Annotated in this window: 13 protein-coding genes; 6 read left to right on the top strand and 7 right to left on the bottom strand. The window is 60.7% G+C overall.

What is annotated here, in order from left to right:
* Positions 1-8 precede the first annotated feature (8 nt).
* The 3 genes from PSH87_RS12575 to mapR all read left to right on the top strand — a co-directional run bounded on the left by PSH87_RS12575 (position 9) and on the right by mapR (position 4056).
* Positions 9-854 carry a M10 family metallopeptidase C-terminal domain-containing protein gene (locus PSH87_RS12575; RefSeq protein WP_305433890.1) on the top strand — a complete coding sequence of 282 codons (846 nt, stop codon included), beginning with the start codon at positions 9-11 and terminating at the stop codon, positions 852-854.
* 234 nt (positions 855-1088) lie between these two features.
* A complete protein-coding gene (gene ccoG, locus PSH87_RS12570) occupies positions 1089-2504 on the top strand; it encodes a cytochrome c oxidase accessory protein CcoG (RefSeq protein WP_305433888.1) in 1416 nt (471 codons plus the stop codon).
* 142 nt (positions 2505-2646) lie between these two features.
* Positions 2647-4056, top strand: coding sequence for a GntR family transcriptional regulator MpaR (mapR, locus tag PSH87_RS12565; RefSeq protein ID WP_017734566.1), 1410 nt, complete (start codon positions 2647-2649; stop codon positions 4054-4056).
* A gap of 122 nt (positions 4057-4178) precedes the next feature.
* Here the strand turns inward: mapR and PSH87_RS12560 are convergent, their stop codons facing one another.
* The 7 genes from PSH87_RS12560 to tpx all read right to left on the bottom strand — a co-directional run bounded on the left by PSH87_RS12560 (position 4179) and on the right by tpx (position 17046).
* Positions 4179-4925: an SDR family oxidoreductase gene (locus PSH87_RS12560; RefSeq protein ID WP_017734565.1), complete on the bottom strand. Its 747-nt coding sequence runs from the start codon at positions 4923-4925 to the stop codon at positions 4179-4181.
* A 54-nt stretch (positions 4926-4979) separates the two neighbouring features.
* A complete protein-coding gene (locus tag PSH87_RS12555; RefSeq protein WP_017734564.1) occupies positions 4980-7076 on the bottom strand; it encodes a bifunctional diguanylate cyclase/phosphodiesterase in 2097 nt (698 codons plus the stop codon).
* Between the two features lie 282 nt (positions 7077-7358).
* Positions 7359-8810 carry an efflux transporter outer membrane subunit gene (locus PSH87_RS12550; protein WP_305433887.1) on the bottom strand — a complete coding sequence of 484 codons (1452 nt, stop codon included), beginning with the start codon at positions 8808-8810 and terminating at the stop codon, positions 7359-7361.
* Positions 8807-11914 carry an efflux RND transporter permease subunit gene (locus PSH87_RS12545; protein WP_017734562.1) on the bottom strand — a complete coding sequence of 1036 codons (3108 nt, stop codon included), beginning with the start codon at positions 11912-11914 and terminating at the stop codon, positions 8807-8809. Before PSH87_RS12545 ends, PSH87_RS12550 begins: the two co-directional genes overlap by 4 nt.
* Positions 11911-15012, bottom strand: a complete 3102-nt coding sequence (locus PSH87_RS12540; protein ID WP_017734561.1) for an MdtB/MuxB family multidrug efflux RND transporter permease subunit — start codon at positions 15010-15012, stop codon at positions 11911-11913. Before PSH87_RS12540 ends, PSH87_RS12545 begins: the two co-directional genes overlap by 4 nt.
* The gene (locus PSH87_RS12535; protein ID WP_305433885.1) at positions 15009-16313 is read right to left on the bottom strand and encodes an MdtA/MuxA family multidrug efflux RND transporter periplasmic adaptor subunit; all 1305 of its coding nucleotides are present in this window, start codon (positions 16311-16313) and stop codon (positions 15009-15011) included. Before PSH87_RS12535 ends, PSH87_RS12540 begins: the two co-directional genes overlap by 4 nt.
* A 232-nt stretch (positions 16314-16545) precedes the next feature.
* On the bottom strand, positions 16546-17046 hold the full coding sequence (gene tpx, locus PSH87_RS12530) for a thiol peroxidase (RefSeq protein WP_305433884.1): 501 nt from the start codon (positions 17044-17046) through the stop codon (positions 16546-16548).
* 158 nt (positions 17047-17204) lie between these two features.
* Here tpx and PSH87_RS12525 point away from each other — a divergent pair, with 158 nt between their 5' ends.
* The 3 genes from PSH87_RS12525 (at position 17205) to PSH87_RS12515 (ending at position 25026) form a co-directional block, all read left to right on the top strand.
* Entirely contained in the window at positions 17205-18494 is a 1290-nt protein-coding gene (locus tag PSH87_RS12525; RefSeq protein WP_305433883.1) for a glycosyltransferase, read from the top strand.
* A 72-nt stretch (positions 18495-18566) separates the two neighbouring features.
* Positions 18567-19472, top strand: a complete 906-nt coding sequence (locus PSH87_RS12520; protein ID WP_305433882.1) for an AraC family transcriptional regulator — start codon at positions 18567-18569, stop codon at positions 19470-19472.
* 163 nt (positions 19473-19635) lie between these two features.
* Complete coding sequence (locus PSH87_RS12515; RefSeq protein WP_305433880.1) at positions 19636-25026, top strand: hypothetical protein; 5391 nt, start codon at positions 19636-19638, stop codon at positions 25024-25026.
* Positions 25027-25066: the final 40 nt, after the last annotated feature.

Raw genomic sequence — 25066 nt, 5'->3', positions numbered from 1 at the left:
ACGAGCGCATGAACAATCTGCTCAAGTCTGGCCCGGATTGGTCCAGGTCCCCCAAGGCTCCAGACCCGGCACCGTCAGCCAACAATGCAACGCCCCAGGAAAACCCCAATGATCTGGCCCCCATGTTGACCCGGGAGAACATCAAGCAGCTGGTGCGCAACCCCAACTCGCCCGAGTCCAAGGCGCTGATGGAAAAAACACGTGCCCGCCTCACCCCGGAAAAAATCCAGGCCATGGTGCAAGGCCCGAATGGCGAAGCAAACGCTCAAACGCTGAAGGCCATCGGCAAGCATTTGAACAAGGACGAGATCGATTCTGGCCTGGCCGAAACCAAGAAGCAGATGGTCGAGGAAAAAATCAAAGAGCTCTCGCATCGCAATGTCGAGACGCTTCTCCATGCGTTTGACGGAGGCAGCGCTGAAAGCATCGTCAGCGACATCAAGCGATTGGAGGACGACGGAGCCGCCATGCAAAAACAGTTCTCCGCCTCCAACAACGCCGCCAAAGGCTTGGGCGATATCGGCAGTTCGTTGACTGAGGACAACGTCAACAAAATGCGACGCGATCCCGGCAAAACCTACAGCTACAACAGCACAAGCGAGTCCACCCTGGATGCGCCCAGCGAAATCCGGGACTTTACCGCGAATGACAAGCTGGACCTGCGGGGCATTCAAAAGCAGCTGAATAAACCTTTGCAGGTCGTCGACAGCTTTTCGGGAGCAAGCGGGGAAGTCAAAATCGACTACTCACAGAGCAGCAAGACAAGCGTGGTATCGGTTTCCGGCGAGCCGGGCACGCCGCCCCTGGTGGTGAAGGTGTTTGGTGAAGTACGCCGGGAGAACCTGATGACATAAGGGCAATGCAGCGACATCGGGCGCCCAACCAGACTGCTTCGGCGATTTGATTGATCTGTATCAGCATGCCTGAAAACCAGCTGCACCCCAGGCGCCACGGGGTGCAGCACATTGACGCAGGCATCCCCTAAAAACTCATCTGATCCGCTTTTTATCGTTTTACCTGAGTCTGTTATGCAAACAGACCGGCGCGCATAGTTCCCCTGCCTGATGGAGGCTGATGAGCGAACGACCATGAGCGAAAGAATCCCCGTCCGAACCGTGGAAACCTTTGAGCCACTTCACCCAAAGAAGGTGAAGGCCAAATCCAGCGACAACCTGATCCACACCCGTAGTTTCACCGGCCTGTTCCGCACCTTGCGCTTGAGCGGTGCAGGCTTTCTGTTCCTGGCCTTTTTCGGCACCGTGTGGCTGAACTGGGGCGGTCGCCAAGCCGTGCTATGGGACTTGGCTGAAAGCAAATTCCATATTTTTGGTGCGACGTTCTGGCCGCAGGACTTCATCCTGCTCTCGGCGCTGTTGATCATCTGCGCCTTCGGCCTGTTTGCGATCACCGTATTTGCCGGCCGCGTGTGGTGCGGCTACACCTGCCCGCAAAGCTCCTTCACCTGGCTGTTCATGTGGTGCGAAAAAGTCACCGAAGGCGAACGCAACCAGCGCATCAAGCTGCAGGCCGCGCCGTGGAGCCCGAACAAACTGGCGCGGCGCGCGGCCAAGCACACGTTGTGGCTGGGCATCAGTGTGCTCACGGGCCTGACATTTGTCGGCTACTTCACACCGATCCGCCCGCTGGCCGCCGAGTTGCTGACCTGGCAGATGGGTGGCGTGAGCCTGTTCTGGGTGCTGTTTTTCACCGGTGCCACCTACATCAACGCCGGCTGGCTGCGTGAAGCGGTGTGCATGCACATGTGCCCTTATGCGCGCTTCCAGAGCGTGATGTTCGACAAGGACACCCTGACCATTTCCTACGACGCCGCCCGTGGCGAACACCGCGGCCCACGCAAACGCGAGGTGAAACCCGCCGACGTCGGCCTGGGTGACTGCATCGACTGCCACCTGTGCGTGCAGGTCTGCCCCACCGGCATCGACATCCGCGATGGCCTGCAAATGGAGTGCATCGGCTGCGCCGCGTGTATCGACGCCTGTGATTCGATCATGGACAAGATGGGCTACGCCCGTGGCCTGGTCAGCTATACCTCCGAGCATCAACTGCAAGGCGGCAAGACGCATCTGCTCAGGCCACGCCTGATCGGCTACAGTGCCGTGCTGCTGGTGATGATCGCCGCGCTGGTGGTGGCGTTGATCGAACGGCCGATGGTCTCGCTGGATGTGACCAAGGACCGGGGCATGTTCCGCGAGAACGCCCAGGGCTTGATCGAAAACATCTACAGCCTCAAGGTCATCAACAAGACCCAGCAACGCCAGGACTACCGCCTGGAGCTGGTGGACGCCGATGGCTTCCAGTTGCAAGGCAAGACCGAGATCAGCCTGGCGCCAGGCGAAATCAGCGATGTGCCGGTGTCGGTGGCGTTGCTGGCGGATAAACCGGCGAGCAGCTCGCAGACCTTGCGCTTCAAGGTCACCGATGTGGATGAACCGTGGGTCTACAGTGCTGCCGACAGCCGTTTCGTGGCACCGCTGAACCGCTGATACCTCACAAACAATAGAGATCACCTGTGGGAGCGGGCTTGCCCGCGATAGCGTCAGCCCAGCCAACAACGATGCCGGATGTACCGCCGTCATCGCAGGCAAGCCAGCTCCCACCTGTTGCCCTGCGACGAATAAGGCCCCCATGAAACGCTACGAAAAATTCGCCGACGACATTGCCGAACTGATCCGCTCCGGCGTCCTGGGCCCCGGCCAGCGCGTGCCGTCGGTGCGTTATGCCAGCCAGACCTACGGCGTCAGCCCGTCCACGGTGTTCCAGGCCTACTACCTGCTGGAGCGCCGTGGCCTGATCCGCGCGCGACCGCGTTCCGGCTACTTCGTCAACACCCATGCGCCCAGCCCGTTTTCCGAGCCGGTGGTGAGCGAGCAGGTGCACGAGTCCACCGAAGTCGATGTCAGCGAGCTGGTGTTTTCCGTGCTCGACTCGATCAAAGACCCCAACACCGTGCCGTTCGGCTCGGCGTTCCCCAGCCCGATGCTGTTCCCGCTGCCACGCCTGGCCCGCTCCCTGGCCAGCGCCAGCCGTGAGATGGACCCGCGCCTGGTGGTCACCGACATGTCGCCGGGCAACCCGCAGTTGCGCCGACAGATTGCCCTGCGCTACATGGTCGGCGGCCTGATGCTGCCCATGGAAGAACTGCTGATCACCAACGGCGCCCTCGAGGCGCTGAACCTGTGCCTGCAAGCCGTCACCGAGCCGGGCGACCTGGTGGCCATCGAAGCCCCGGCCTTCTATGCCTGCCTGCAAGTGCTGGAGCGCCTGAAGCTCAAGGCCGTGGAAATCCCCGTGCACCCGCGCGACGGCATCGACCTGGGCGCCCTCGCGCAAAGCCTGGAGCGCTACCCGATCAAGGCCTGCTGGACCATGACCAGCTTCCAGAACCCCATGGGCGCCACCCTGCCGGAAGCCAAGAAGCAGGCGCTGGTGGAACTTTTGCGCAACCATCAGGTGCCCCTGATCGAGGACGACGTGTACGCCGAGTTGTATTACGGCCAACACCCACCCAAACCGGCCAAGGCCTTCGACACCGAGGGCCTGGTGCTGCATTGCGGCTCCTTCGCCAAGAGCCTCGCGCCAGGTTACCGCGTGGGCTGGGTGGCGGCCGGACGCTATGCGCAAAAGGTCGAACGCTTGAAGCTGATGACCTCGCTGTGCCCGTCGATGCCGGCCCAGGCGGCGATTGCCGATTACCTGCAACACGGCGGTTACGACCGCCACCTGCGCAAGTTGCGCTACGCCCTGGAAGAACAGCAAAGCGCCATGCTCGCCGCCATCGCCCGCTACTTCCCGGCGCAGACGCGGGTCAGCCAGCCGGCCGGCGGCTACTTCCTGTGGCTGGAACTGCCGGAGCAGACCGATTCGTTGAAATTGTTCCAGATGGCCCTGGCCCAAGGCATCAGCATCGCGCCGGGGCCGATCTTCTCGGCCACCCAGCGTTTCAGGAATTGCATTCGCTTGAACTATGGCAGCCCGTGGACCGAGGCGTCGGAGAAGGCAATGGAGACGTTGGGGCGGATTGTGCGGTCGTTCTGAGTTATCGAGTCGCCCTGTCTGACGCCATCGCGGGCAAGCCCGCTCCCACAGTTTGAACGGCGAACACCTTCAGATGTGGGAGCGGGCTTGCCCGCGATGGCGTCGGCCCAGCCACTACAAAATCAGCGGCCGCCCCCCAAATCCAGGAACGTCCCGGTGGTGTAGGAAGCCTTATCCGACAACAACCAGACAATCGCCTCCGCCACCTCATCCGGCCTCCCGCCACGAGCCATGGGAATACCAGACTCCAACTTGCTGACCCGATCCGGATCACCGCTCAGGGCATGGAAGTCGGTAAAGATATAACCAGGGCGCACCGCATTCACGCGGATACCTTCGCCCGCGACCTCCTTGGAAAGGCCAATAGTGAAGGTGTCCAGCGCGCCCTTGGACGCTGCATAGTCCACGTACTCACCCGGCGAACCCAGGCGCGCCGCCACCGACGACACGTTGACGATGCTGCCGCCCTGCCCGCCATGCCTGGGCGACATGCGCAGCACCGCATGCTTGGCGCACAGGATCGGCCCCAACACGTTGGTTTTCATGATCTTGAGAATGCGGAACTCGGACATCTCGTCGACCCGCGACTTGTGCCCCACGGTACCGGCGTTGTTCACCAGCGCGGTGACCCGCCCCAACTCGGCATCGACCCGATTGAACAATGCGATCACTTCATCTTCGATGCTGACATCGGCCCGCACCGCGATGGCCTGCGCGCCCAGCGCGCGGACCTGCTCCAGCACGCGGTGGGCAGCCGCTTCGTCGGACTGGAAATTGATGCAGATACGGTAGCCCTGACGCGCAGCCAGCAAGGCCGTCTCGGCGCCGATCCCGCGGCTGCCTCCGGTGATGATGACGACTTTGTCCATGGGTGGGGTCTCCTGATCCAACCGGGTGTTTAGGGTTGGATCCAAGAATACCCGTCAGCCCAGGCTTTTGTCAGGCGCCGCGAGCTCTTCGGCGCGCTGGATGTCGGCCATGAAACGCTCCGCTGGCAGCGGGTGGCCGAGCAGGTAGCCCTGTAGGGAATTGCAGCCGAGCCGTGTGAGAAAATTCTGCTGCACATCGGTCTCCACCCCTTCGGCGACGATGCGCAACCCCAAGGCATGGCCGAGGGCGACGATGGCCGAGACGATGGCCGCATCGTCACCGTCGTGCTCCAGGTCACGCACAAAGCCACGGTCGATCTTCAGCTCGTTGGCCGGCAGGCGCTTGAGGTACATCAGGCTGGAATAACCGGTACCGAAGTCATCGATGGACAGGTCGACGCCCATGTCCGACAGCTGCTGCAACACGGTCATGCTTGCATCGGCGTCGCTCATGGCGGTGGTTTCGGTGATTTCCAGGGTCAGGCTGTTGGCCGGCAACTGGTGCCGGTCCAGGGCCGAGGCCACGCTCTTGACCAGCCCGGCGTGGCAGAACTGCAACGCCGACAGGTTCACGGCGATGCGCCAGTCTTCATAGCCCTGGGCATACCACAGGCGCATCTGGCGACAGGCTTCGTTGAGCACCCATTCGCCGATGGGAATGATCAGCCCGGTCTTTTCCGCCAATTCGATAAAGGTCGCCGGCAACAGCAGGCCTTGCTGCGGATGCTCCCAGCGCAACAGCGCTTCGGCGCCCACCGGGATGCCGCTGACGGCATCGAACTTGGGTTGGTAATGCAGGCAGAACTGCTGTTGCTCGACGGCGTTGCGCAAGTCCTGCAACAGTTGCAGTTGTTTGCGCGCATTGGTGTTCATCGACACGTCGAAGAAGCTGTAGCCGTTCTTGCCCATGCCCTTGGCGTGGTACATCGCGGCGTCGGCGTTCATCAGCAGTTCCTGGGGGTTGCCGCCGTTGCCGGGGAAGATCGCAATGCCCACGCTGGCGGAAATCTTCAGCTCATGTTCGGCCACCTTGAACGCGCGGTTGACCAGGCCCACCTGGCGCTCGGCGAGGCGCAGCGCATCGTCGGGCTGGGTCAGGCGCACCAGCAACACAAACTCATCGCCGCCGATGCGCGCCAGGGTGTCCTGGCTGCGCAGGTCTTCCCGCAGGCGCAGGCCGACTTCGCGCAGCAACTGGTCGCCCATGTGGTGGCCGAAGGCATCGTTGACCGGTTTGAAACCGTCCAGGTCGATAAACATCAGGGCAAAACAGCCGCCCTTCTCGTTGACCGCTTGCATGGCCTGCTGGATCCGGTCGGCGAGCAAGGTGCGGTTGGGCAGCCCGGTCAGGGTGTCGTGCAGGGCCAGGTGGGTCAGTTCCTGGTTGGCCAGGCTCAGGGAATCGGCCAGCACCGAGGTGCGCGCCTCCAGCCGCGCGTCCAGCACCGAGGTCAGCAAGGCAATCACCAAGACCGCCAGGCTGGTGACCACCACCAGGTTGTCCAGGCCCTTGCCACTCAAGCCCGACAGCGCCGCGCCGCAGTAACTCTCGTCGGCAAATTGCGCGGCCGCCATGCCGGTGTAGTGCATGCCGACGATCGCCAGCCCCATCACCACCGCCGCACCGCCGCGCATCAGGCGCACGTAAGGGGTGTTGCGCCGCAGGTGGAACGCAATCCACAACGCCGCGCCGGAAGCGACCACCGCGATCAACAACGATGCGCTGAACAGCGTCGGGTCATAGTCGATGCCGGGGGTCATGCGCATCGCGGCCATGCCGGTGTAATGCATGCTGCTGATGCCCGCGCCCATGACCAGTGCGCCAAACGCCAACTGCCAGGCCGGCAAGCGCGGCTGGTTGACCAGCCACAACGCAAAGCCGCAGGACAGCACCGCGATCAGCAACGACAACGCGGTGATACCGACGTCAAAGCCCAGGGCAAACGGCAAGCGCAGCGCGAGCATGCCGATAAAATGCATGGACCACACACCCACGCCCATCGCCAATGCTCCACCACTCATCCAATAAAAAACCGCACGGCCCTTGGCGGTCGCAATGCGGCCGGCCAGGTCCAGCGCGGTGTAGGACGCCAGGATCGCGACGAACAGGGAGATCACGACCAGCGAGGGAGAATAGCTACCGATAAGCATGGGACTTCTCGAGACTGACGGGCCTGAAAAGCCCGTGCCAGGTGGCAAAGCGGGCGATTGTAGCGAGAAAGATTCTTGTACAGTTGAAATATTAGCGTATAGCCATCATGGTCTTTTTGACGCCAATTCGCTGACTCAAAAGTCCCCTCAATGTGGAGGCTGAATGAGTCAACTTGTGGGAGCTGGCTTGCCTGCGATAGCGGTTAATCAGTACCAGAAGAGTTGGCTGATGTACCGCTATCGCAGGCAAGCCAGCTCCCACATTTTAGTCCGTGTTTACTGTCAGTTCTTTGCGTCGACTGCGGTCTTGCCATCCCAACCGCCGCCGAGCGCAGCAATCAGTTGCACACTCGCCACCAGGCGTGTCTGCAGCAGGGTCAACACCGTGCGCTCGTTGCTCAGGGCGGTCGCCTGCACCTGTACCACATCCAGATAGGCAATCAGCCCGGCCTTGTACTGGTTCTGGGTCAGGCGCAACGATTCGCGGGCGGCGTCCAGCGCTTCATTGCTGACCACGGCTTCGTCCTCCAGCACCTTGAGCTGGACCATGTAGTTTTCCACTTCGCGGAAACCGTCCAGCACGGTCTGGCGGTACTTGGCCACGGTCTCGTCATAGCTGGCCACGGTACGGTCGACTTCGGCCGAGCGCTGGCCGCCGTCGAACAGGGTCATGGCGAGTTTCGGGCCCACCGACCAGAAGCGGTTCGGCAGGCTGATCCAGTCGGCGTAGGTGCTGCTGGAATAACCACCGGCCAGGCTCAGGCTCAGGTCCGGGTAGTAGGCGGCCTTGGCCACGCCGATATTGGCGTTGGCGGCGATCACCGAGCGTTCGGCCGAGGCGATGTCCGGGCGGCGTTCAAGCAGTTGCGACGGCAGGCTCACGGGGATCTGTGGCAGCGCCGGGATGTCGTTGCTCACCGCCAGCTTGAAGTTGGCCGGTGCCTCGCCGATCAACACGGCAATCGCGTTTTCCAGCTGGGCACGCTGCCAGATCAGGTCGATCAGGCTGGCCTGGGTGGACTTGAGCTGGGTTTGCGCCTGAGCCACCGCATCCTTGCCGGAGACGCCGGCGCGGTATTGGTTTTCGGTCATTTGCAGCGAGCGCTGGTAGGTCTCCAGCGTGGCTTGCAGCAAGCGGGTCTGCTCATCCATCACCCGCAGTTGCAGGTAGTTTTGCACCAGTTCCGACTGCTGGCTCAGGCGCATCGCCGCCAAGTCCGCGGAACTGGCTTGGGCCGTGGCGTCGTTGGCTTCCAGGCCACGGCGCAACTTGCCCCAGACGTCCGCCTCCCAGCTCACCCCCAGTTGCGCGTTGAGGGTATCGCGGATACCGCTGCTGGAACTGCTGAGGCTGGCGTTGCTGCTGCCGGTGCCCTGGCTGGCGCGGGTTTTCCCGGCGCTCAGGTCAACCGTGGGGAAAAATGCACCACGGGCGCTGCGCACCTGGGCCTGGGCCTGGCGAAAGCGCGCCTCGGCCTGGGCCACGGTCTGGTTGGAGGTGTTCAGGCGCACCACGAGGTCGTTGAGCTGGCGGTCGCCGTACAACTCCCACCACGCGCCACGTGCCAGGGCATCGCTCGGCGTAGCCTGGCGCCAGCCCTGGGCTTCCTTGAACTGCACCGGTTCAACGACGTCCGGGCGCTTGTAATCCGGGCCAATGGCGCAGGCGCTGAGCAACAGGCTACACAGCACCGTCACCAACAGTTTCTGGCTTGTCTTAGGGAAATCGGTCATAGCGCAGTGTCCAGGGCAGCATCGGTACGCACGCCACGCCAGGCGTTGAAGCGATGGCGCGCGCGGTCGAGATAGAGGTAGACCACCGGGGTGGTGTAAAGGGTCAGGATCTGGCTGAACACCAGGCCGCCGATAATGGTCAGGCCCAGGGGCTGGCGCATTTCCGCGCCTTCGGCGGTGCCGAGCAACAGCGGCAGCGCGCCGAGGATTGCTGCCAGGGTGGTCATCAGGATCGGCCGCAGGCGCAGCAGGCAGGCGCTGCGGATCGACTCCAGCGGGCTCATGCCGTCATGCCGCTCCAATTGCAGGGCGAGGTCGATCATCAGGATCGCGTTTTTCTTCACCACGCCAATCAGCAGGAACAAGCCCAGCAGGGAGATCAGGCTGAACTCGCCGCCCAGCAGGTAGATCGACAGCAACGCGCCAACACCCGCCGACGGCAGGGTCGAGAGGATGGTCAACGGGTGAATGTAGCTTTCATACAAGATGCCCAGCACCAGGTACACCGCCACCAACGCACCCAGGATCATGAACGGCTGGCCCTTCTGCGTCGCGGCGAAGGCGTCGGCGGTGCCGGCCATCTTCGCGATCACGTCTTCCGGCAAGCCGACCTTGGCAATCGCCCGTTCGATGGCGGCGGTGCCCTGCTCCACCGTGACCCCGGGCGCCATGTCGAAGGCAATGTTCTCCGAGGCGAACTGGCCTTCGTGGCTGACGCGGTCGTCCGCCAGGCTGTTTTCGTAATGGGCGATGGTCGACAACGGCACCCGCGCGCCAGTGGAGGTGATCACCTGCATCTGGTTCAGGGTGATCGGGTCCTGGGCGTATTTCGGATTGACCTCCATCACCACCTGATACTGGTTGAGGCTGTCATAGATGGTGGAAATCTGCCGCTGGCTGTAGGCGTTATTGAGCACCGCCGTGACCATCGCCATGTCGATGCCCAGGCGCTTGGCCTGGTCGCGGTCGACAATCAGCGTGACCTGCGCCGCACCGCGACCTTCGCGGGCGTCGATGGCGGTCAGTTCCGGCAGCTCGCGCAAGGCGCTGACCACTTTCGGGTACCACAGGCGCAACGCGGCCAGGTCACCGCTTTGCAGGATGTAGGAATACTGCGCGCTGCTCTGGTCGCGACTGCCACCAAATTGCAGGTCCTGGTCGGCCATCAGGAACAAGCGCCCGCCCGGCACCAATGGGACGTTCTTGCGCAAGCGCTCGATCACCGCCTGGGCCGAGACCTTGCGCTCGCTGATGGGCTTGAGGCGCACCAGCATCACCGCGTTGTTGGTGCCGTTGTTGCCACCGATAAAGCCGGCCACGCTCTGCACCGCCGGGTCCTTGAGCACAGCGATGCGGAAGGTCTCCATCTTCGGTTGCATCACGTTGAACGACAGGCCGTCATCGCCGCGTACAAAGCCGATCAGCTGGCCGGTGTCCTGCTGCGGCATGAACGTCTTGGGCACCACCACGTACAGCGCGATATTCACGCCCACGGTGATCAACAGGCTGAGCAGGGTCAGGCGCCGGTGACGCAGCACCCAGTCGAGGCTGGTGGCGTAGCCGGCGACCATGCGGTCGTTGACCTTCTGGCTCCAGCGCTGCAAGCCGGTCATCTGGCCTTTGACATGGGGCTTGAGCCAACGGGCGCAGAGCATCGGGGTCAGGGTCAGCGAGACGATCAGCGAGACGATGATCGCCGCCGACAAGGTGATGGAAAACTCACGGAACAGGTTGGTGACGATCCCGCCCATAAACAGGATGGACAGGAACACCGCCACCAGCGACACGTTCATCGACAGCAAGGTGAAGCCGACTTCCTGGGCCCCCAGGTACGCCGCTTTCATCGGTGGCACGCCGTCGTCGATATGCCGGGAAATGTTCTCCAGCACAACGATGGCATCGTCCACCACCAGGCCGGTGGCGAGGATCAACGCCATCAGCGAGAAGTTGTTCAGCGAGAACCCGAACAGGTACATCACCGCAAAGGTGCCCACCAGCGACACCGGCACCGCCAGCGTCGGAATCAGCGACGCGCGGAAATTGCCGAGGAACAGGTACACCACCAGGATCACCAGGGCGACGGCAATCAGCAAGGTCATCTCGGCTTCATGCAGGGTCGCGGTGATAACGGGCGAGCGGTCCATGGCCAGGTTGAGCTTGACGCTGGACGGCAGCACCGCCTGCAACGCCGGCAGCTGGGCCTTGATCTGGCGGACGGTCTCGATGATGTTGGCGCCGGACTGGCGGTTGATCACCAGCAGCACGGCCGGTTCGTTGTTGAAGAAACCACTGTTGTAGCGGTCCTCCACGCCGTCGCTGATCTTTGCCACATCGCCCAGGCGCAGGGCCGCGCCGTTCTGGTAGCGGATCAGCAACGGTTCGTAGTCCTTGGCTTTTTCCAGCTGGTCATTGGCCTGGATCTGCCAGTTGCGCTCACTGTCTTCCAGGGAGCCCTTGGGCCGGCGCTGGTTGGCATTGGCGATGGTGTTGCGCACATCGTCGAGAGCCACGCCGTACTGGTCGAGGGCCTTGGGTTCGAGTTCGATGCGCACGGCTGGCAGCGAGCTGCCGCCGATCTGCACTTCCCCCACGCCGGGCACCTGGGACAGGCTTTGCGAGAGGATCGTCGAGGCCAGGTCGTACAGCTGGCCCTTCTGCAGCACGTCCGAGGTCAGCGACAGCACCATGATCGGCGCCTGGGACGGGTTGATCTTCTTGTAGGTCGGCATGCTGCGCATACCGCTGGGCAGCAGGTTGCGCGAGGCATTGATGGCCGCCTGCACTTCCCGCGCGGCGCCGTTGATATCGCGGTCGGAGTCGAACGCGAGGATCACCCGCGTCGAACCCTGGCTGGAATTGCTGCTCATGGTGGTGATGCCGGCAATCGCGCCGAACGAGCGCTCCAGCGGCGTCGCCACCGTAGACGCCATCACCTCGGGGCTGGCGCCGGGCAAGCTCGCCGAGACCACGATCACCGGAAAGTCGATCTGCGGCAACGGTGATACCGGCAGCAGGTTGAAGCTCACACCGCCCAGCAACATGATCGCCAGGCTCAGCAGCATGGTGGCTACCGGCCGGCGGATGAAAGGTCCGGACAGGTTCATGACTCAACCGGCTCCAGGCTTTGCGGCTCTTTGCGCCAGCGCCGACCGAGGCGGTCGAAGTACAGGTAGATCACCGGGGTGGTGAACAGGGTCAGCACCTGGCTCACCAGCAGGCCGCCGACCATCACCAGACCCAGGGGCTGGCGCAATTCCGCGCCCGAACCGGTTGCCAGCATCAATGGCACCGCGCCAAACAGCGCGGCCAGCGTGGTCATCAGGATCGGCCGGAAGCGCAACAGCGCCGCCTGGTAGATCGCCGTTTGCGGGTCGAGGCCCTGGTTGCGTTCCGCGTCGAGGGCGAAGTCGATCATCATGATCGCGTTCTTTTTCACGATACCGATCAGCAAGATGATGCCGATGATCGCGATCATGCCCAGGTCATTGCCGCTGAGCAGCAACGCCAACAAGGCGCCCACTGCTGCCGACGGCAAGGTCGACAGAATGGTGATCGGGTGGATATAGCTCTCGTAGAGCACGCCAAGCACGATGTACATGGTCACCACCGCCGCCAGGATCAGCAGCAAGGTGCTCGACAGCGACGCTTCGAACGCCTGGGCCGCGCCCTGGAACTGGGTCTGCACGCCCACCGGCATGCCGATGTCCTTCTGGGTCTGGTTGATCAGCTCCACGCCTTTGCCCAGCGCGACGCCGGGGGCCAGGTTGAACGACATCATCACCGCCGGGAACTGGCCGATATGCGCGATCGCCAACTGCGCCTGGCGCTGTTCGACACGGGCCAGGCTGGACAGGCGCACCTGGCCGCCATCGGTGGTTTTCACGTGGATCTGGTTCAGCGCATCCGGGCCGAGGGTTTCGCCGGATTGCGCCTGCAACACCACGCGGTACTGGCTGGCCTGGGTGTAGATCGTGGAAATCTGCCGCTGGCCGAAGGCGTCGTACAGCGCGTCGGTGATGGTCGATACCGTCACGCCCAGGCGCGAGGCCGCATCGCGGTCGATCACCAGGAACACCTGTAAACCCTTGTCTTGCAGGTCGCTGGCGACGTCGGTGAGTTCCGGCAACTGGCTCAAGGCGTGTACCAGCTTGTCGCTCCACAGCGCCAACAGGTCAGCGTCTGGCGACGACATACTGAACTGGTACTGGGTGCGGCTGACGCGGTCTTCGATGGTCAAATCCTGCACCGGCTGCATGAACAGGCGGATGCCCACCAGCTTGTCGAGTTCCGGTTGCAGGCGGGTGATCACCTCGGCCGCGCTCAAGTCGCGCTGGCCGTGGGGCTTGAGGTTGATCAGCAAGCGGCCGCTGTTGAGCGTGGCGTTGTCGCCATCCACACCAATGTAGGACGACAGGCTTTGCACCGCCGGGTCGGCCAGGATGATCTTGGCCAACTCCTGCTGGCGCTGGCTCATGGCCGCAAAGGAAATCGACTGCGGCGCTTCGGAAATACCCTGGATCACGCCGGTGTCCTGCACCGGGAAGAAACCCTTGGGCACCACCAGGTACAACACCACGGTCAGGCCGAGGGTGGCGATCGCCACCAGCAGGGTCAGTGGCTGGTGCTTGAGCACCCACTGCAACTTGCGCCCGTAGGCTTCGATCATCCAGTCGATCCACGCGCCACTGGCCTTGTAGAAGCGGCTTTGTTCTTCTTCCTTGGGCTCACGCTTGAGCAGGCGCGCGCACATCATCGGCGTGAGGGTCAGGGACACCACCAGGGAAATCAGGATCGCCACCGCCAGGGTGATGGCAAATTCGCGGAACAAGCGCCCCACCACATCGGCCATGAACAGCAACGGGATCAATACGGCGATCAGCGACAGGGTCAGGGAGATCAAGGTGAAGCCAATCTGCTTGGCGCCCTTGAGTGCGGCGGCCAGTGGCGTCTCGCCCTCTTCGATATAGCGCGAGATGTTCTCCAGCATCACGATGGCATCGTCCACCACAAACCCGGTGGCGATGGTCAGGGCCATCAGCGTCAGGTTGTTGATGGAGAACCCGGCCAGGTACATCACGCCAAACGTGCCCACCAGTGACAGCGGCACCGCGATGGACGGAATGATCGTCGCGCTGACCCGGCGCAGGAACAGGAAGGTCACCATCACCACCAGGGCAATGGCGATGAGCAGTTCGTGCTGCACGTCGGTGACCGAGGCGCGGATGGTCTGGGTGCGGTCGGTGAGCACCAGCACGTCAAGGCCGGCCGGCAGGTTGTCGGTGATGCTCGGCAGCAGCGCCTTGATGCGGTCCACCACCTCGATCACGTTGGCGCCGGGCTGGCGCTGGATATTCAGGAGCACGGCCTGGTTTTCATTGGCCCAGGCGGCGAGGCGCTCGTTTTCGGCGCCATCGACGATCTGTGCCACGTCTTTCAAGCGCAGCGGCGCGCCGTTGTTATAGGCCAGGATCAATTCGGCGTATTGCTGCGGCGAGACCAACTGGTCGTTGGCATCGAGCATCGACACGCGCGTCGGGCCGTCGAAGTTGCCCTTGGGCTGGTTGACGTTGGACGCGGCGATCAGGGTGCGCACATCCGACAGGTTCAAGCCGTTCGCCGCCAGGGCCTCGGGGTTGACCTTGATACGCACGGCCTGGCGCTGGCCGCCGGCGATGCTGACCATGCCGACACCGCTGATCTGCGCGATTTTCTGCGCCATGCGCGTATCGACCAGGTCATTGAGCTTGGGCAGCAGCATGGTCTTGGACGTGACCGCCAGGGTCAGCACCGGGGTATCCGCCGGGTTGACCTTGTTGTACACCGGCGGCGCCGGCAGGTCCTTGGGCAGCAGGTTGGTGGCGGCGTTGATCGCGGCCTGCACCTGTTGCTCGGCGACGTCCATGTTGACGTCGAGGTTGAAGCGCAGGGTCAGCACCGACGCGCCACCGGAGCTGGTGGACGCCATCTGCGTAAGACCCGGCATTTGCCCGAACTGGCGCTCCAGCGGCGCGGTGACGGCGCTGGTCATCACGTCCGGGCTGGCGCCGGGGTACAGGGTCATCACGCGGATGGTCGGGTAATCCACCTGGGGCAACGCCGACACCGGCAACAAGCGATACGAAATGATGCCGGCCAACACAATGGCGAGCATGCTCAGCGTGGTGGCGACCGGGCGAAGAATAAACAGCCGCGACAGGTTCATGAACCGACCTTTTGCGCCTTGCCGGCGGTGGTGCCGGTCTCCCCTTTCGCCGCAGGCTTGCCTTGCAGGTGCTCGGTCGGGGTGGTCAGCACTTCGGTGCTGTCGTTGACCACTTCGATTTCAGTGCCGTCCTTCAGGCGGTCGGTGCCTTCCAGTACCACGCGATCACCGGCCACCAGGCCTTGCTTGATCACGGTGTTGTCGCCGTCGGTGTCACCAATGACCAGGGGTTGGATCTTGACCTTCTTGTCGCCATCGAGCTTGTAGACAAAGGTGCCGTTGTTGCCGAACTGGATCGCCGCAGATGGCGCCAGCACCACGTTGTGCAGGGTGTCGGCGAGCAGGTGCACATTGACGAACTGGTTGGGGAACAGTGCCTGGTCCTTGTTATCGAAGCGCCCCTTGAATTTCAGGGTACCGGTGGTCACGTCGATCTGGTTGTCCAGGCTTTGCAGCACACCGACGGCCTGTTTCTTCACGTCGCCACGGTCCCAGGCTTCCACCGGCAGCTTGTTGCCGGCGTGGTAGCGGGTGAGCACGGTGTCCAGGGTGTTTTCCGGCAGGGTGAAGACCACGTTGATCGGTTGGGTCTGGGTGATCACGGCGATGAATGTGGTGTCGTTCGCCGCCACCAGGTTGCCCACGTCCACCTGGCGCAAGCCGACACGGCCACCGATGGGCGCGCGGATCTTGGTGAATTCCAGGTTGAGCTTGGCGTCATCCACCGCACCCTGGTTGGTCTTGACCGTGCCCTGGTATTGCAGGACCAGCGCTTCGGCGGTGTCTAGGGTCTGCTTGGCAATACTGTCCTGGGCATACAGGCCGCGATAACGCTCGACATCCACCTGGGCGTTTTTCAGTTGCGCCTGGTTCTGCAACAGCGTGCCCTGGGCCTGGAGCAAGGCGTTCTGGTAGCTGCGCGGGTCGATCTCGGCCAGCAGGTCGCCGGCCTTGACCATCTGCCCTTCTTCAAAGGCGATCTTCACCAGCTCTCCGCCCACCCGGCTGCGCACGTTGATGGTGTTGAGCGCGGTCACCGTGCCCAGCGCCTTGTAGTACACCGGGAACTCGCCGAGCACCGCAGGCGCCACACGCACCGGCACCGGGCCGGCAGCACCACCGAAGCCCGGGCGCATCATTCCCGACTTGCCGGCACGCCCGGCTGGCGCCTGGGCGGCATCGTCCTTGTGGCTGGCGGGCCAGAATTTCCAGCACAGGCCGGCGATAACCAGCAGCACAAGCAGGCCAAACAGCCAGCGGCGGGACTTACGGGGGGAGGATTGCATGGATTGATCAACCATTGGGCGCGAGAGCTTCTTCTTTGGGAGGCTGAAAGATAAGCACTGGAGCGCGTTTAGAGAAGCGCCTTTACCGGCTATTTACCTTGGGCTTACAACTTTTAACTTCTGACCTTAGTCCATCGGCTAATTCAGCTAAGCGTTTGACCCTTAAATGAAAACGGCCTGGACTAGGCCAGGCCGCAATCATGTAGCACGCGTGTTACTGCCAGACGACAGTCGTGCGCCGATACAGTTACTTCAAAACAGCCAGGGCTGCTTCGTAGTTGGGCTCGTTGCCGATTTCGGCGACCAGCTCGCTGTGCAGGACTTTATCGTTTTCGTCCAGTACAACCACCGCACGGGCGGTCAGGCTGCGCAGCGGGCCATCAACGATGTTCACGCCGTAGTTTTCGCAGAACTCGGCACTGCGGAAATCCGACAGGTTCTTCACGTTTTCCAGGCCTTCGGAGCCGCAGAAGCGCGCCTGGGCAAATGGCAGGTCCGAGGAAATGCACAGGACAACGGTGTTGACCAGATCATTGGCCTGGGCGTTGAACTTGCGCACCGAGGTCGCGCAGGTCGGGGTGTCGACGCTTGGGAAGATGTTCAGAATTTTGCGCTTGCCGGCGAAAGTGGCCAGGGTGGCGTCCGACAGATCGCCGGCAGTCAGGGTGAAATCAGCGGCTTGGGCGCCGACTTGTGGCAGATCGCCTTCAACCTGGACAGGGTTACCACGGAGAGTGACTTGAGCCATGAACGGAATCCTTTTGCTGTGTTGGGTTAAACGAATTCGAGAGGCGGAAGTTAACCACAAAGCGCGATGACTACCTACCGCCAGACACAAATTGTCATGCGACGTGGTTGTGGTTTAATTGCGCGCTTTTCGCCCCTCCTTCAAGGAAACCGTTGTTGATGAATCAACCCGCCACCAAAGTCCTGGTCATTGGTTATGTCTGGCCGGAACCCCGCTCCTCGGCTGCGGGCGGGCATATGATGCAAATACTCGAGACGTTTCTTGCGCAAGGTTGGGACATTACCTTCAGCAGCCCCGCCGCACTGGGCGAGCACAAGGCCGACTTGCAAGCCCTGGGCATCGCCGAATGCGCCATCGAACTCAATAACAGCAGCTTCGATGACTTCATCCGCGAACTGGCCCCGGACATTGTGCTGTTTGACCGCTTCATGATGGAAGAACAGTTCGGCTGGCGCGTCGAAAAGCACTGCCCCGACGCCCTGCGCGTCCTGGAAACCTGCGACCTGCAAAGCCTGCGCGACGCTCGCCAGCAGCGCCTGAAGAACCATCTGAAAGCCCACCCCGACAGCGACGACTTCAGCGCACTCTTTGCCCCGGCCCTCAAGGAAGAATTCGAGCTGATGGCCGACACCGACATCGCCAAGCGCGAGATCGCGGCGATTTACCGCTGTGATATCAGCCTGATGATTTCCGATGTGGAAGCCCGCCTGCTCACCGAGCAGTTCAAGGTGCCCGCCGTCCTGCTCCACTGGTGCCCGCTGATGCTGGAGGTGCCCACCGCGCCCTTCGCACCGTTTGAAGACCGCGCGCACTTTCTCAGCATCGGCAACTTCCGCCACGCGCCCAACTGGGATGCGGTGCTGTGGATGAAAAACAGCCTGTGGCCGTTGATCCGCCAGCAACTGCCGGGCGCCCAGCTGCACATCTACGGTTCCTACACGCCGCCCAAGGCGACGGCGCTGCACAACCCGGCGCAAGGCTTTCATGTAATGAATTGGGCCGAGGATGCGTTGCAGGTCATGAGCACCGCGCGCATCTGCCTGGCGCCGTTGCGTTTTGGTGCAGGGATCAAGGGCAAGCTGGCGGATGGCATGCTTTGCGGCACGCCAAATGTCACCACGCCGATCGGTGCCGAAGCCATGGGCGATGAGCAACCGTGGCCGGGCGCCATCGAGCAGAGCGAAGCGGCACTGGCCGCGGCCGCCGTGGCGCTGTATCAGGACCGCGAGCGCTGGACCGAGGCGCAGGAACAGGGCCGCCAGTTGCTTGCGCGTCGTTATGACTACGCCCGTCATGCCCCGGCGCTGGTGGCGTGCCTTGAGCAATGCCGGGAAAACCTGGCCGCCCATCGCCGGAACAACTTTACCGGCAGCATGCTGCGCCACCACGCCCATAAAAGTACGCAATACATGTCGCAGTGGATCGAGGCAAAAAACCGCACCGTATAAACATCGGCGCTGGCAGCCTTACACGCATAGGGGCATTATTCGGGTCGCTACCAACAATAAAGCGACGCCAGCATGACCCGAGCCGCGCGCATCACCGACCCTTCCTACGAGCTGATGGACGATCACAACGGTCTGTCCATCATCTATCGCCAACATGGCTTCCCCTGCCCGCTGGTGCGCTGGCACTTCCACAAGGAATACGAGCTGCACCTGATCGTCGCCAGCTCCGGCAAGGTGTTTATCGGCGACTATATCGGCAACTTCTACCCCGAAAGCCTGTTCCTCACCGGCCCCAACCTGCCGCACAACTGGATCAGCCAGGTGGAGGAAGACGAGGTGGTGCCCAAGCGCGACATGCTGGTGAACTTCACCGACGAGCTGTTTGAGGGCGGCAGCCATATCTTCGCCGAACTGAAAAGCCTGGCACCGCTGCTGGAGCGCGCGCAGTACGGCATCGAATTTCGCTGCAAACACACCATTGCCCAGGCGATGACCTTGATGCAACGCATCGAGGATGCCCAGGGTATGGCAAGGTTGGGGCACTTCTTTATCCTGCTGGAAGTGTTGAGCGCGTGTGAGGACTACCAGTTGCTGTCGGGTGCGACGACGCCGCAGCTGGCCGATGAACACAGCATCGACCGCACCAACCGCGCGGTGGACTACATCTTTGCCCATTACGCACGGGAGTTGCCGCTGGAAGAAGTGGCGGAGTACCTGGGGATGAAGCCCACCTATTTTTCGCGGGTGTTTAAACAGGCCACCGGGCGCACGTTTATCGAATTCGTCAATCGGTTGCGCATCAGCAAGTCCTGCGAGTTGTTGGCCGATGGCGACAAGGCGGTGACGGATGTGTGCTTCGAGTCGGGGTTTAACAACATCTCCAACTTCAACCGGCGCTTCCAGCAGCTCAAGGGTATGACCCCCTCTCATTACCGACGTCTGGCTGTACAGCGGCTCACGGAACAGAACCTGGTTTGACTCGGGCACCCGCGCAACACCGTCAACAAGAAGACCGAAACCTCAGCAACGTCTCCCCCATCACTCATGGAACCCAATCATCCCGCCCCGTTACTCAGTGTAGGCATCATCGCGCTTTCGCTAGAAAGGCGATGCTTTTCTGACGTACAGGTAAAGGGTCACCATGGTCAATGTCTCGCCGTTTTCCGGCAACCGTGTCACACACCAGCCGCTGACTGAAATCAAGCCGCACATAACCCACGCACGGCCGAGTCAGGAAGCAATCGCTAGCCCGCCGCCCAGCCCACCCAAGTTTGATCCTGTCTTGTCGCGGTCGCGTCGAGACTTGCAGAATCCGGTCGCCGAGCCTGACCCTCTCAAGGTGTCAGTTCGCCAGTTCGCCGATGCCTTGGTTGAGAAGGATGACGGGCAACTGGCGATAAATCTCGGCAAGGCCTTGGTTCGTCGCGAACGCCCTTCCAACATCCGCGGATCAATCGACGATGCGTACAAGCTCGCCGTACCGCCGTACTCCAGCTATGGCCAGGCGTTGTCTGAGCTTGCTGACGCACTGGAATCGGAGCCTTTCAAGTCGTTTGCCGAAGCCCAGTCGATTGATATTTCACAGCTGGTCTTCGATCCAGATGGCAGCCTGACGGTGACAGGTAAAGATGGAGGCATCACCCACTATTTCGCGCATAAAAACCCCGAGTGGGCAGCTGCCTCATCTGCCGTTTTAGCCGCCGTGAAAAAACTGGTGGGTCAGGGCTACCCCTCACTTGTGTACTATGGTCGCGACTACGCATCGGCTCACAACGTCGCCGAATTCTACGGGCAACCATTGAGCGGCCTCGATGCCAACGATAGGCTCAAAACCGCAGGCAAACTTCTACACGACGGCAGTTTCAAGACGCTAAGCAGCTCAGACCCGCTCGACGCGCCGATCAAACAAAAACAAAAAGACGCCCGCCAACGCATTGTGGATTTATCACCACCGGCACTCGCCTCGATGCTCGAAGAGTTTGCACCTTCGACAGTGAAGCAGAAGGTTCAGCAAGACGATCAGGCACTGGCGCAACTGGTCAGCCGCGGGATGATGAAACTGCTGCCAGAAACGGCCGAATACGAGACATCGGTCACTCTAGAGGACATTCCCAAGTATTCAACTTACAGTCTGGTGCGTGAAAACCTGTTGGAAAAGCTGCAGGGCAAAACAGCCGCCACCTTTTTCCAAGAGAACAACGTCGACCCCACCAGCATACGCATCAACCCCGTCAGCGGCGAGTTGACGGGCACCGTAAAGGGCGTCGATACCACGTTCAACCTGAACGATGTGTCTGGCTGGAACGATGTCTGGACCGAGATAAAAGAGGCGGTGCAACAGATGGCCGCGGGCTCCGACGAGGATGTCACCTACCCCTCCAGCAACTCCGCCAGCCTGTATAAAGTCATGGCTTTTTACAATGAACCGCCGCCTCGCCAAGAGCAGGACACTCAACACCCCGACTGGCAGCAACGCCAGCTCGCGTCCACCCTGCAGCGTATCGACGAGATGAACCAGAATAATGGTTTCAAAGCGTTGGTCGGTGAAGACCCCAGCGACCCCGAATCCCTCGCGGTACGCCAGCGCCAGCAAGCCGTGACGAAACAATTGGCAAACAGGCCACTATCATTATCGTCACTTGAAACCCTGGCCACCACCGTCAAGGCCAACCTCCCGTCCTCCGAAGACCTGTTAGCCAGCGCCGAAGGCGAACTGGCAACCACCGTACATCGTGCGATGCTTGAGCTGAAAGCCAACCCCGACCAAGTCACGGCGAAAACCATCCAGCCAATACCGGCCAACAGTTTCGCCGGCCAGTGGCAGGCCTACCTGGTCAAAGCCCTCAACGGGCGTGGTTTCACCGAGTGGATGAAGGAACAGCATATTGCCCCGAACTCTTTGCGCTATGACCCCACGGACCAAGCGCTGATCGGCAGCGTCAATGGCGTTGACCAGCGCTTTACCATCAGTGATTTTGCGCAAAAGTACCCCAAGCATTTTGACGTGCTCGCGCCTGTATTAACCGCCGCGCAGGCATTCGCCACGCCCGGGCAACCGATTGCCCTTGCTCACGCCGAAGGCAGCGGCATGCCGTACCAATGGGTGGCCAACCTCTATGGCCTCAGCGACGCCCCAAGCAGCCCACTATTTGCCCAACAGACTGCGTCGTTGGGCAGTACCCAACAGCTCCCAGGCCTACCTGATGACCCACAAAAAATCGTCGGCTGGCTGGACCAGCAAAAAACCGCATTGGGTGATAGCAACGACCGTTATCAGCTGATCCGCTTGTTGAAAGCCGGGCATAAAAACAGCGACTTCAGTCGCTTTGCGGTTGACCCGCACTCAAGCCATCAACCGAAAGGCGTAACGCAGCTTGCAGAATTCCTCGCGCACAATGACTGGTACCCCATCCGATCAAATACCGACAACGATAATCTGCTGGCAGCCTTGCAGTCACCGGTTCCCCATTCCCCTCCCCTTGGCAACTATTGGGGCTTCCTGTCAACGCAACTGCCGCTGACGACCGAACAGCGCGGTGCATTGGTCGCAGAGGTAAAAAAAAGCATCGGTACCCGTGACACCCTCCTCAATTACCTGAGTAGCAAGGTTACCAACCTCAGTAGCGACCCTGAACACGCACTGGAGCAACTGCTCACCAGCGACGATGCGTCTGTACTCGCCAGTCATCTGCAAACCCAGATGAAGGGGGCTACAACCCCAACCAGCCTGAAGCAATGGCTATTGACGGCGTTGGTGCTGGAGCTGGATCCAACGGCCGGCACGCAGCATAAGACTGTTGCCGGTATGGATTTGATGGGCGCTGATAACGCCGGGCGCGGCACGCGCTTTATCCGTGAGCGGTTTAACCAATACTTGACGACCAAGAAGAACATTCCGTCGAACCTTGTATCGACGGTTTCGCACCTGCTGATGCGCGGCGCTGCACCACACCTGCTGGTGAAAGATGCACCGCAAAAAATGACGCTCGGCTCCCCGGAGTGGTTCAACTTTACGGCGGCGGTTAACCGGATCGAATGGACGGCACCCGGAGCGACCGCGAACATGACCTACCAACAGATAATGGAAAATTACAAAATCCAGCCTATTTCAAAATTGGAATCGCAAATACAGAGCTACGCGCAGATGAACCCTTTGTTGGATTGGGCCGCCCTCAACAACAAGGTCGACAAGAACAACTACACCTTGGAACAGTTGAAAGACAGCCAGGAAAAACTCCAGGCGCAAGCCAGTAACACCGCCCAAGCGATCAACTGGTTGCGCACGACGCCAGCGCCCAACAGGAGGGACATGGCGCTTAAGGTGCTAAGAGAAAAGTTTGGCCCCGATATTGATTATGAAAAACGATTCATGGTGGAGAACGAGCTCGGTGGTGTTGTCAGCGGCCGCCACTACAGCCTCGTAGAAATCTATGAAGCCGGCAGGCTGGATGAAAACTGGCGACAGGAAGGCGATCAGGTGGATTTCGACAGCCTGCGTAAAAAAGCCAAAGAGCCTGACTTTCCGGTTATCAACGATGAGTTCGACACGGCCATAAAGGCCGACTTCAACCAGCGCAGGCTGCATACCACGACGTTGTTCGAGGACATGCTGAAAAAGCTACCAGTGGAGGAATACAAAAGCCTGCTCTATGGCAACGTAGAGTTTTTAAATGTTGTAGGCCCCGGTGGTAGCAGCGGCATGGTGATTACGTCTGTCTACGACGGGGTCAGAAGAGATTTTGCGGTTTATCCGACGTGGGGCCAGATTGTAAGAATTGCTGACATCGATCCGTCCACCCCGATGAACACAGTGGTCGAACTCGAAATCGACGCCGATGCTTTCAAAAATGGCAAAGAGCCCAGGACGGGAGTTAAAACCAACGTTGTATTGCGCACCACCGACCAACACCTGCTGGATGACAACAATGAACCCTGGCCATTGGAAGTCAACTTCCCAGCCCACAAGGAAGACGATGCGTTCTCTCCCAGCTACGTGGCCGGCAGACTCTCCAAACTTGCCAAAGTCATGATCGATTCGACCTACCTGAATAAATCCGAGTTTGTGAACCTTCACCGCAATTGGTCCAGCAATACGCTTGAAACAGCGACAGAACCCAGTGACTTCTTCAAAGCCCTGTGGCGCTCCTTGCCCGGCGCCAGCAGCCTGGAAGACCTTTATCACGGCCAATTCCTGAAGGCGGGCGCAGACCTTGCCATTGATGTCGCTATCGTTGTTGCCACCGAGGGCGCCGGCAAGTTGTGGGGCCTGGCAAAATCTGCGGCGTCCTGGGCGGCAGCCAAGGTCGGTGCGGGGTTTATAGAGAAGTTTGGGGCTAAGGAGGCCGAAAGCATTGCGATCAGGGACATGACCACCGCCACCACCTCTGAGTCAGTCAATGCAACCAGCCGCCTGCAGGGCACAGCTGTCGACGTTACGACGCCGGAGAATGTGGCTGACGGTTCCGTCGCCAGCTCCAGCGCAGGGGGAAAAACCAAGATCAGCGCTATTTTTCAAGATGATGAATGGCACGCCTATAACCCCAAGACGCTAGAAGCCGAGGGCCCAGCGCTTAATGGTTTTGTGCCGGAAGGTTCCACCAACAGCCCTCTGAACCCTCTATTTGGCTCATCGCCCGAGGAGAGACAGGCCCAAAAAGAGCTGATTGGAAGATTTGAAGATAAAGTTATCGAAGCACGTAAAAAGCCAGGTTATCAAAAAGGCTACGACACGTTAAATCTCGACAACATAGCCGGTTACACCCCAAACATGGGGCCTAAAACAATCGCGAAACTCATTGCCGATTCCGACTTCACTGCTGAGCAGATAGGCAGTTTGATGCGGCAAAGAGAGAGAATAAAAATGGACACCGTTCAAAGAGTTTCCGAGGGCTTCATGAAAGAAATGAAATCGGCTGGAGGTACGGTTCGCCCTATGCCCCAGACGCTTTATCTTGCCCTGGCACACATCTTCTCCCCTGGCGAATGTGCCGGGCTTTCCACCGCAATGGCTATGGCAATAATGGATGGCACGGAAAATACATTGATCGATAATTTGGCCATTGCCGCTGCAAGACCGAACCTCCCCGCGAATGCCGCGTTTCTCGAGAGCATCACGAAACTCGAGAATACGATGATGTACCAAGAACAACTGCATGGTGTTTCAGGGGCTCTCGTCCCCGTTGATGGCATCATCAAGAAGATGAGCAAGGCGACGAGTACGACCGCATGGCTCATCAGCTCGGATGAACACGCAATGGTCGCGGGCGTGAGGGTAGACCCCACCAATACAAGCAAAAAGCTCTGGTACTTTTACGAACCGAGCTATGGCCTTGCCAAGTTCGACTCTGAAAAGGCGATGAAGGTTGGGGTGAACAAGCTCCTGAAGAACGGCCCAATTGGTACAAGTCAGGTCCATTTTGGAACCCCCTCAAAACCGTTGTATGGGGTGTCGGTCTTCAATCAGAACACGCTCATCGACCGGAAATGGGCGATAGAGGACGTTAAAAAGTTGTCCCAACCCATTGGGAGTTGACAACTTCAGCATACCCCAAGGACCAGGGCGCAGCGCCTGC

Source organism: Pseudomonas sp. FP453 (assembly GCF_030687495.1).
In the GTDB taxonomy this organism is placed as follows: domain Bacteria; phylum Pseudomonadota; class Gammaproteobacteria; order Pseudomonadales; family Pseudomonadaceae; genus Aquipseudomonas.
This window is presented reverse-complemented; position numbering and strand designations above follow the sequence as displayed.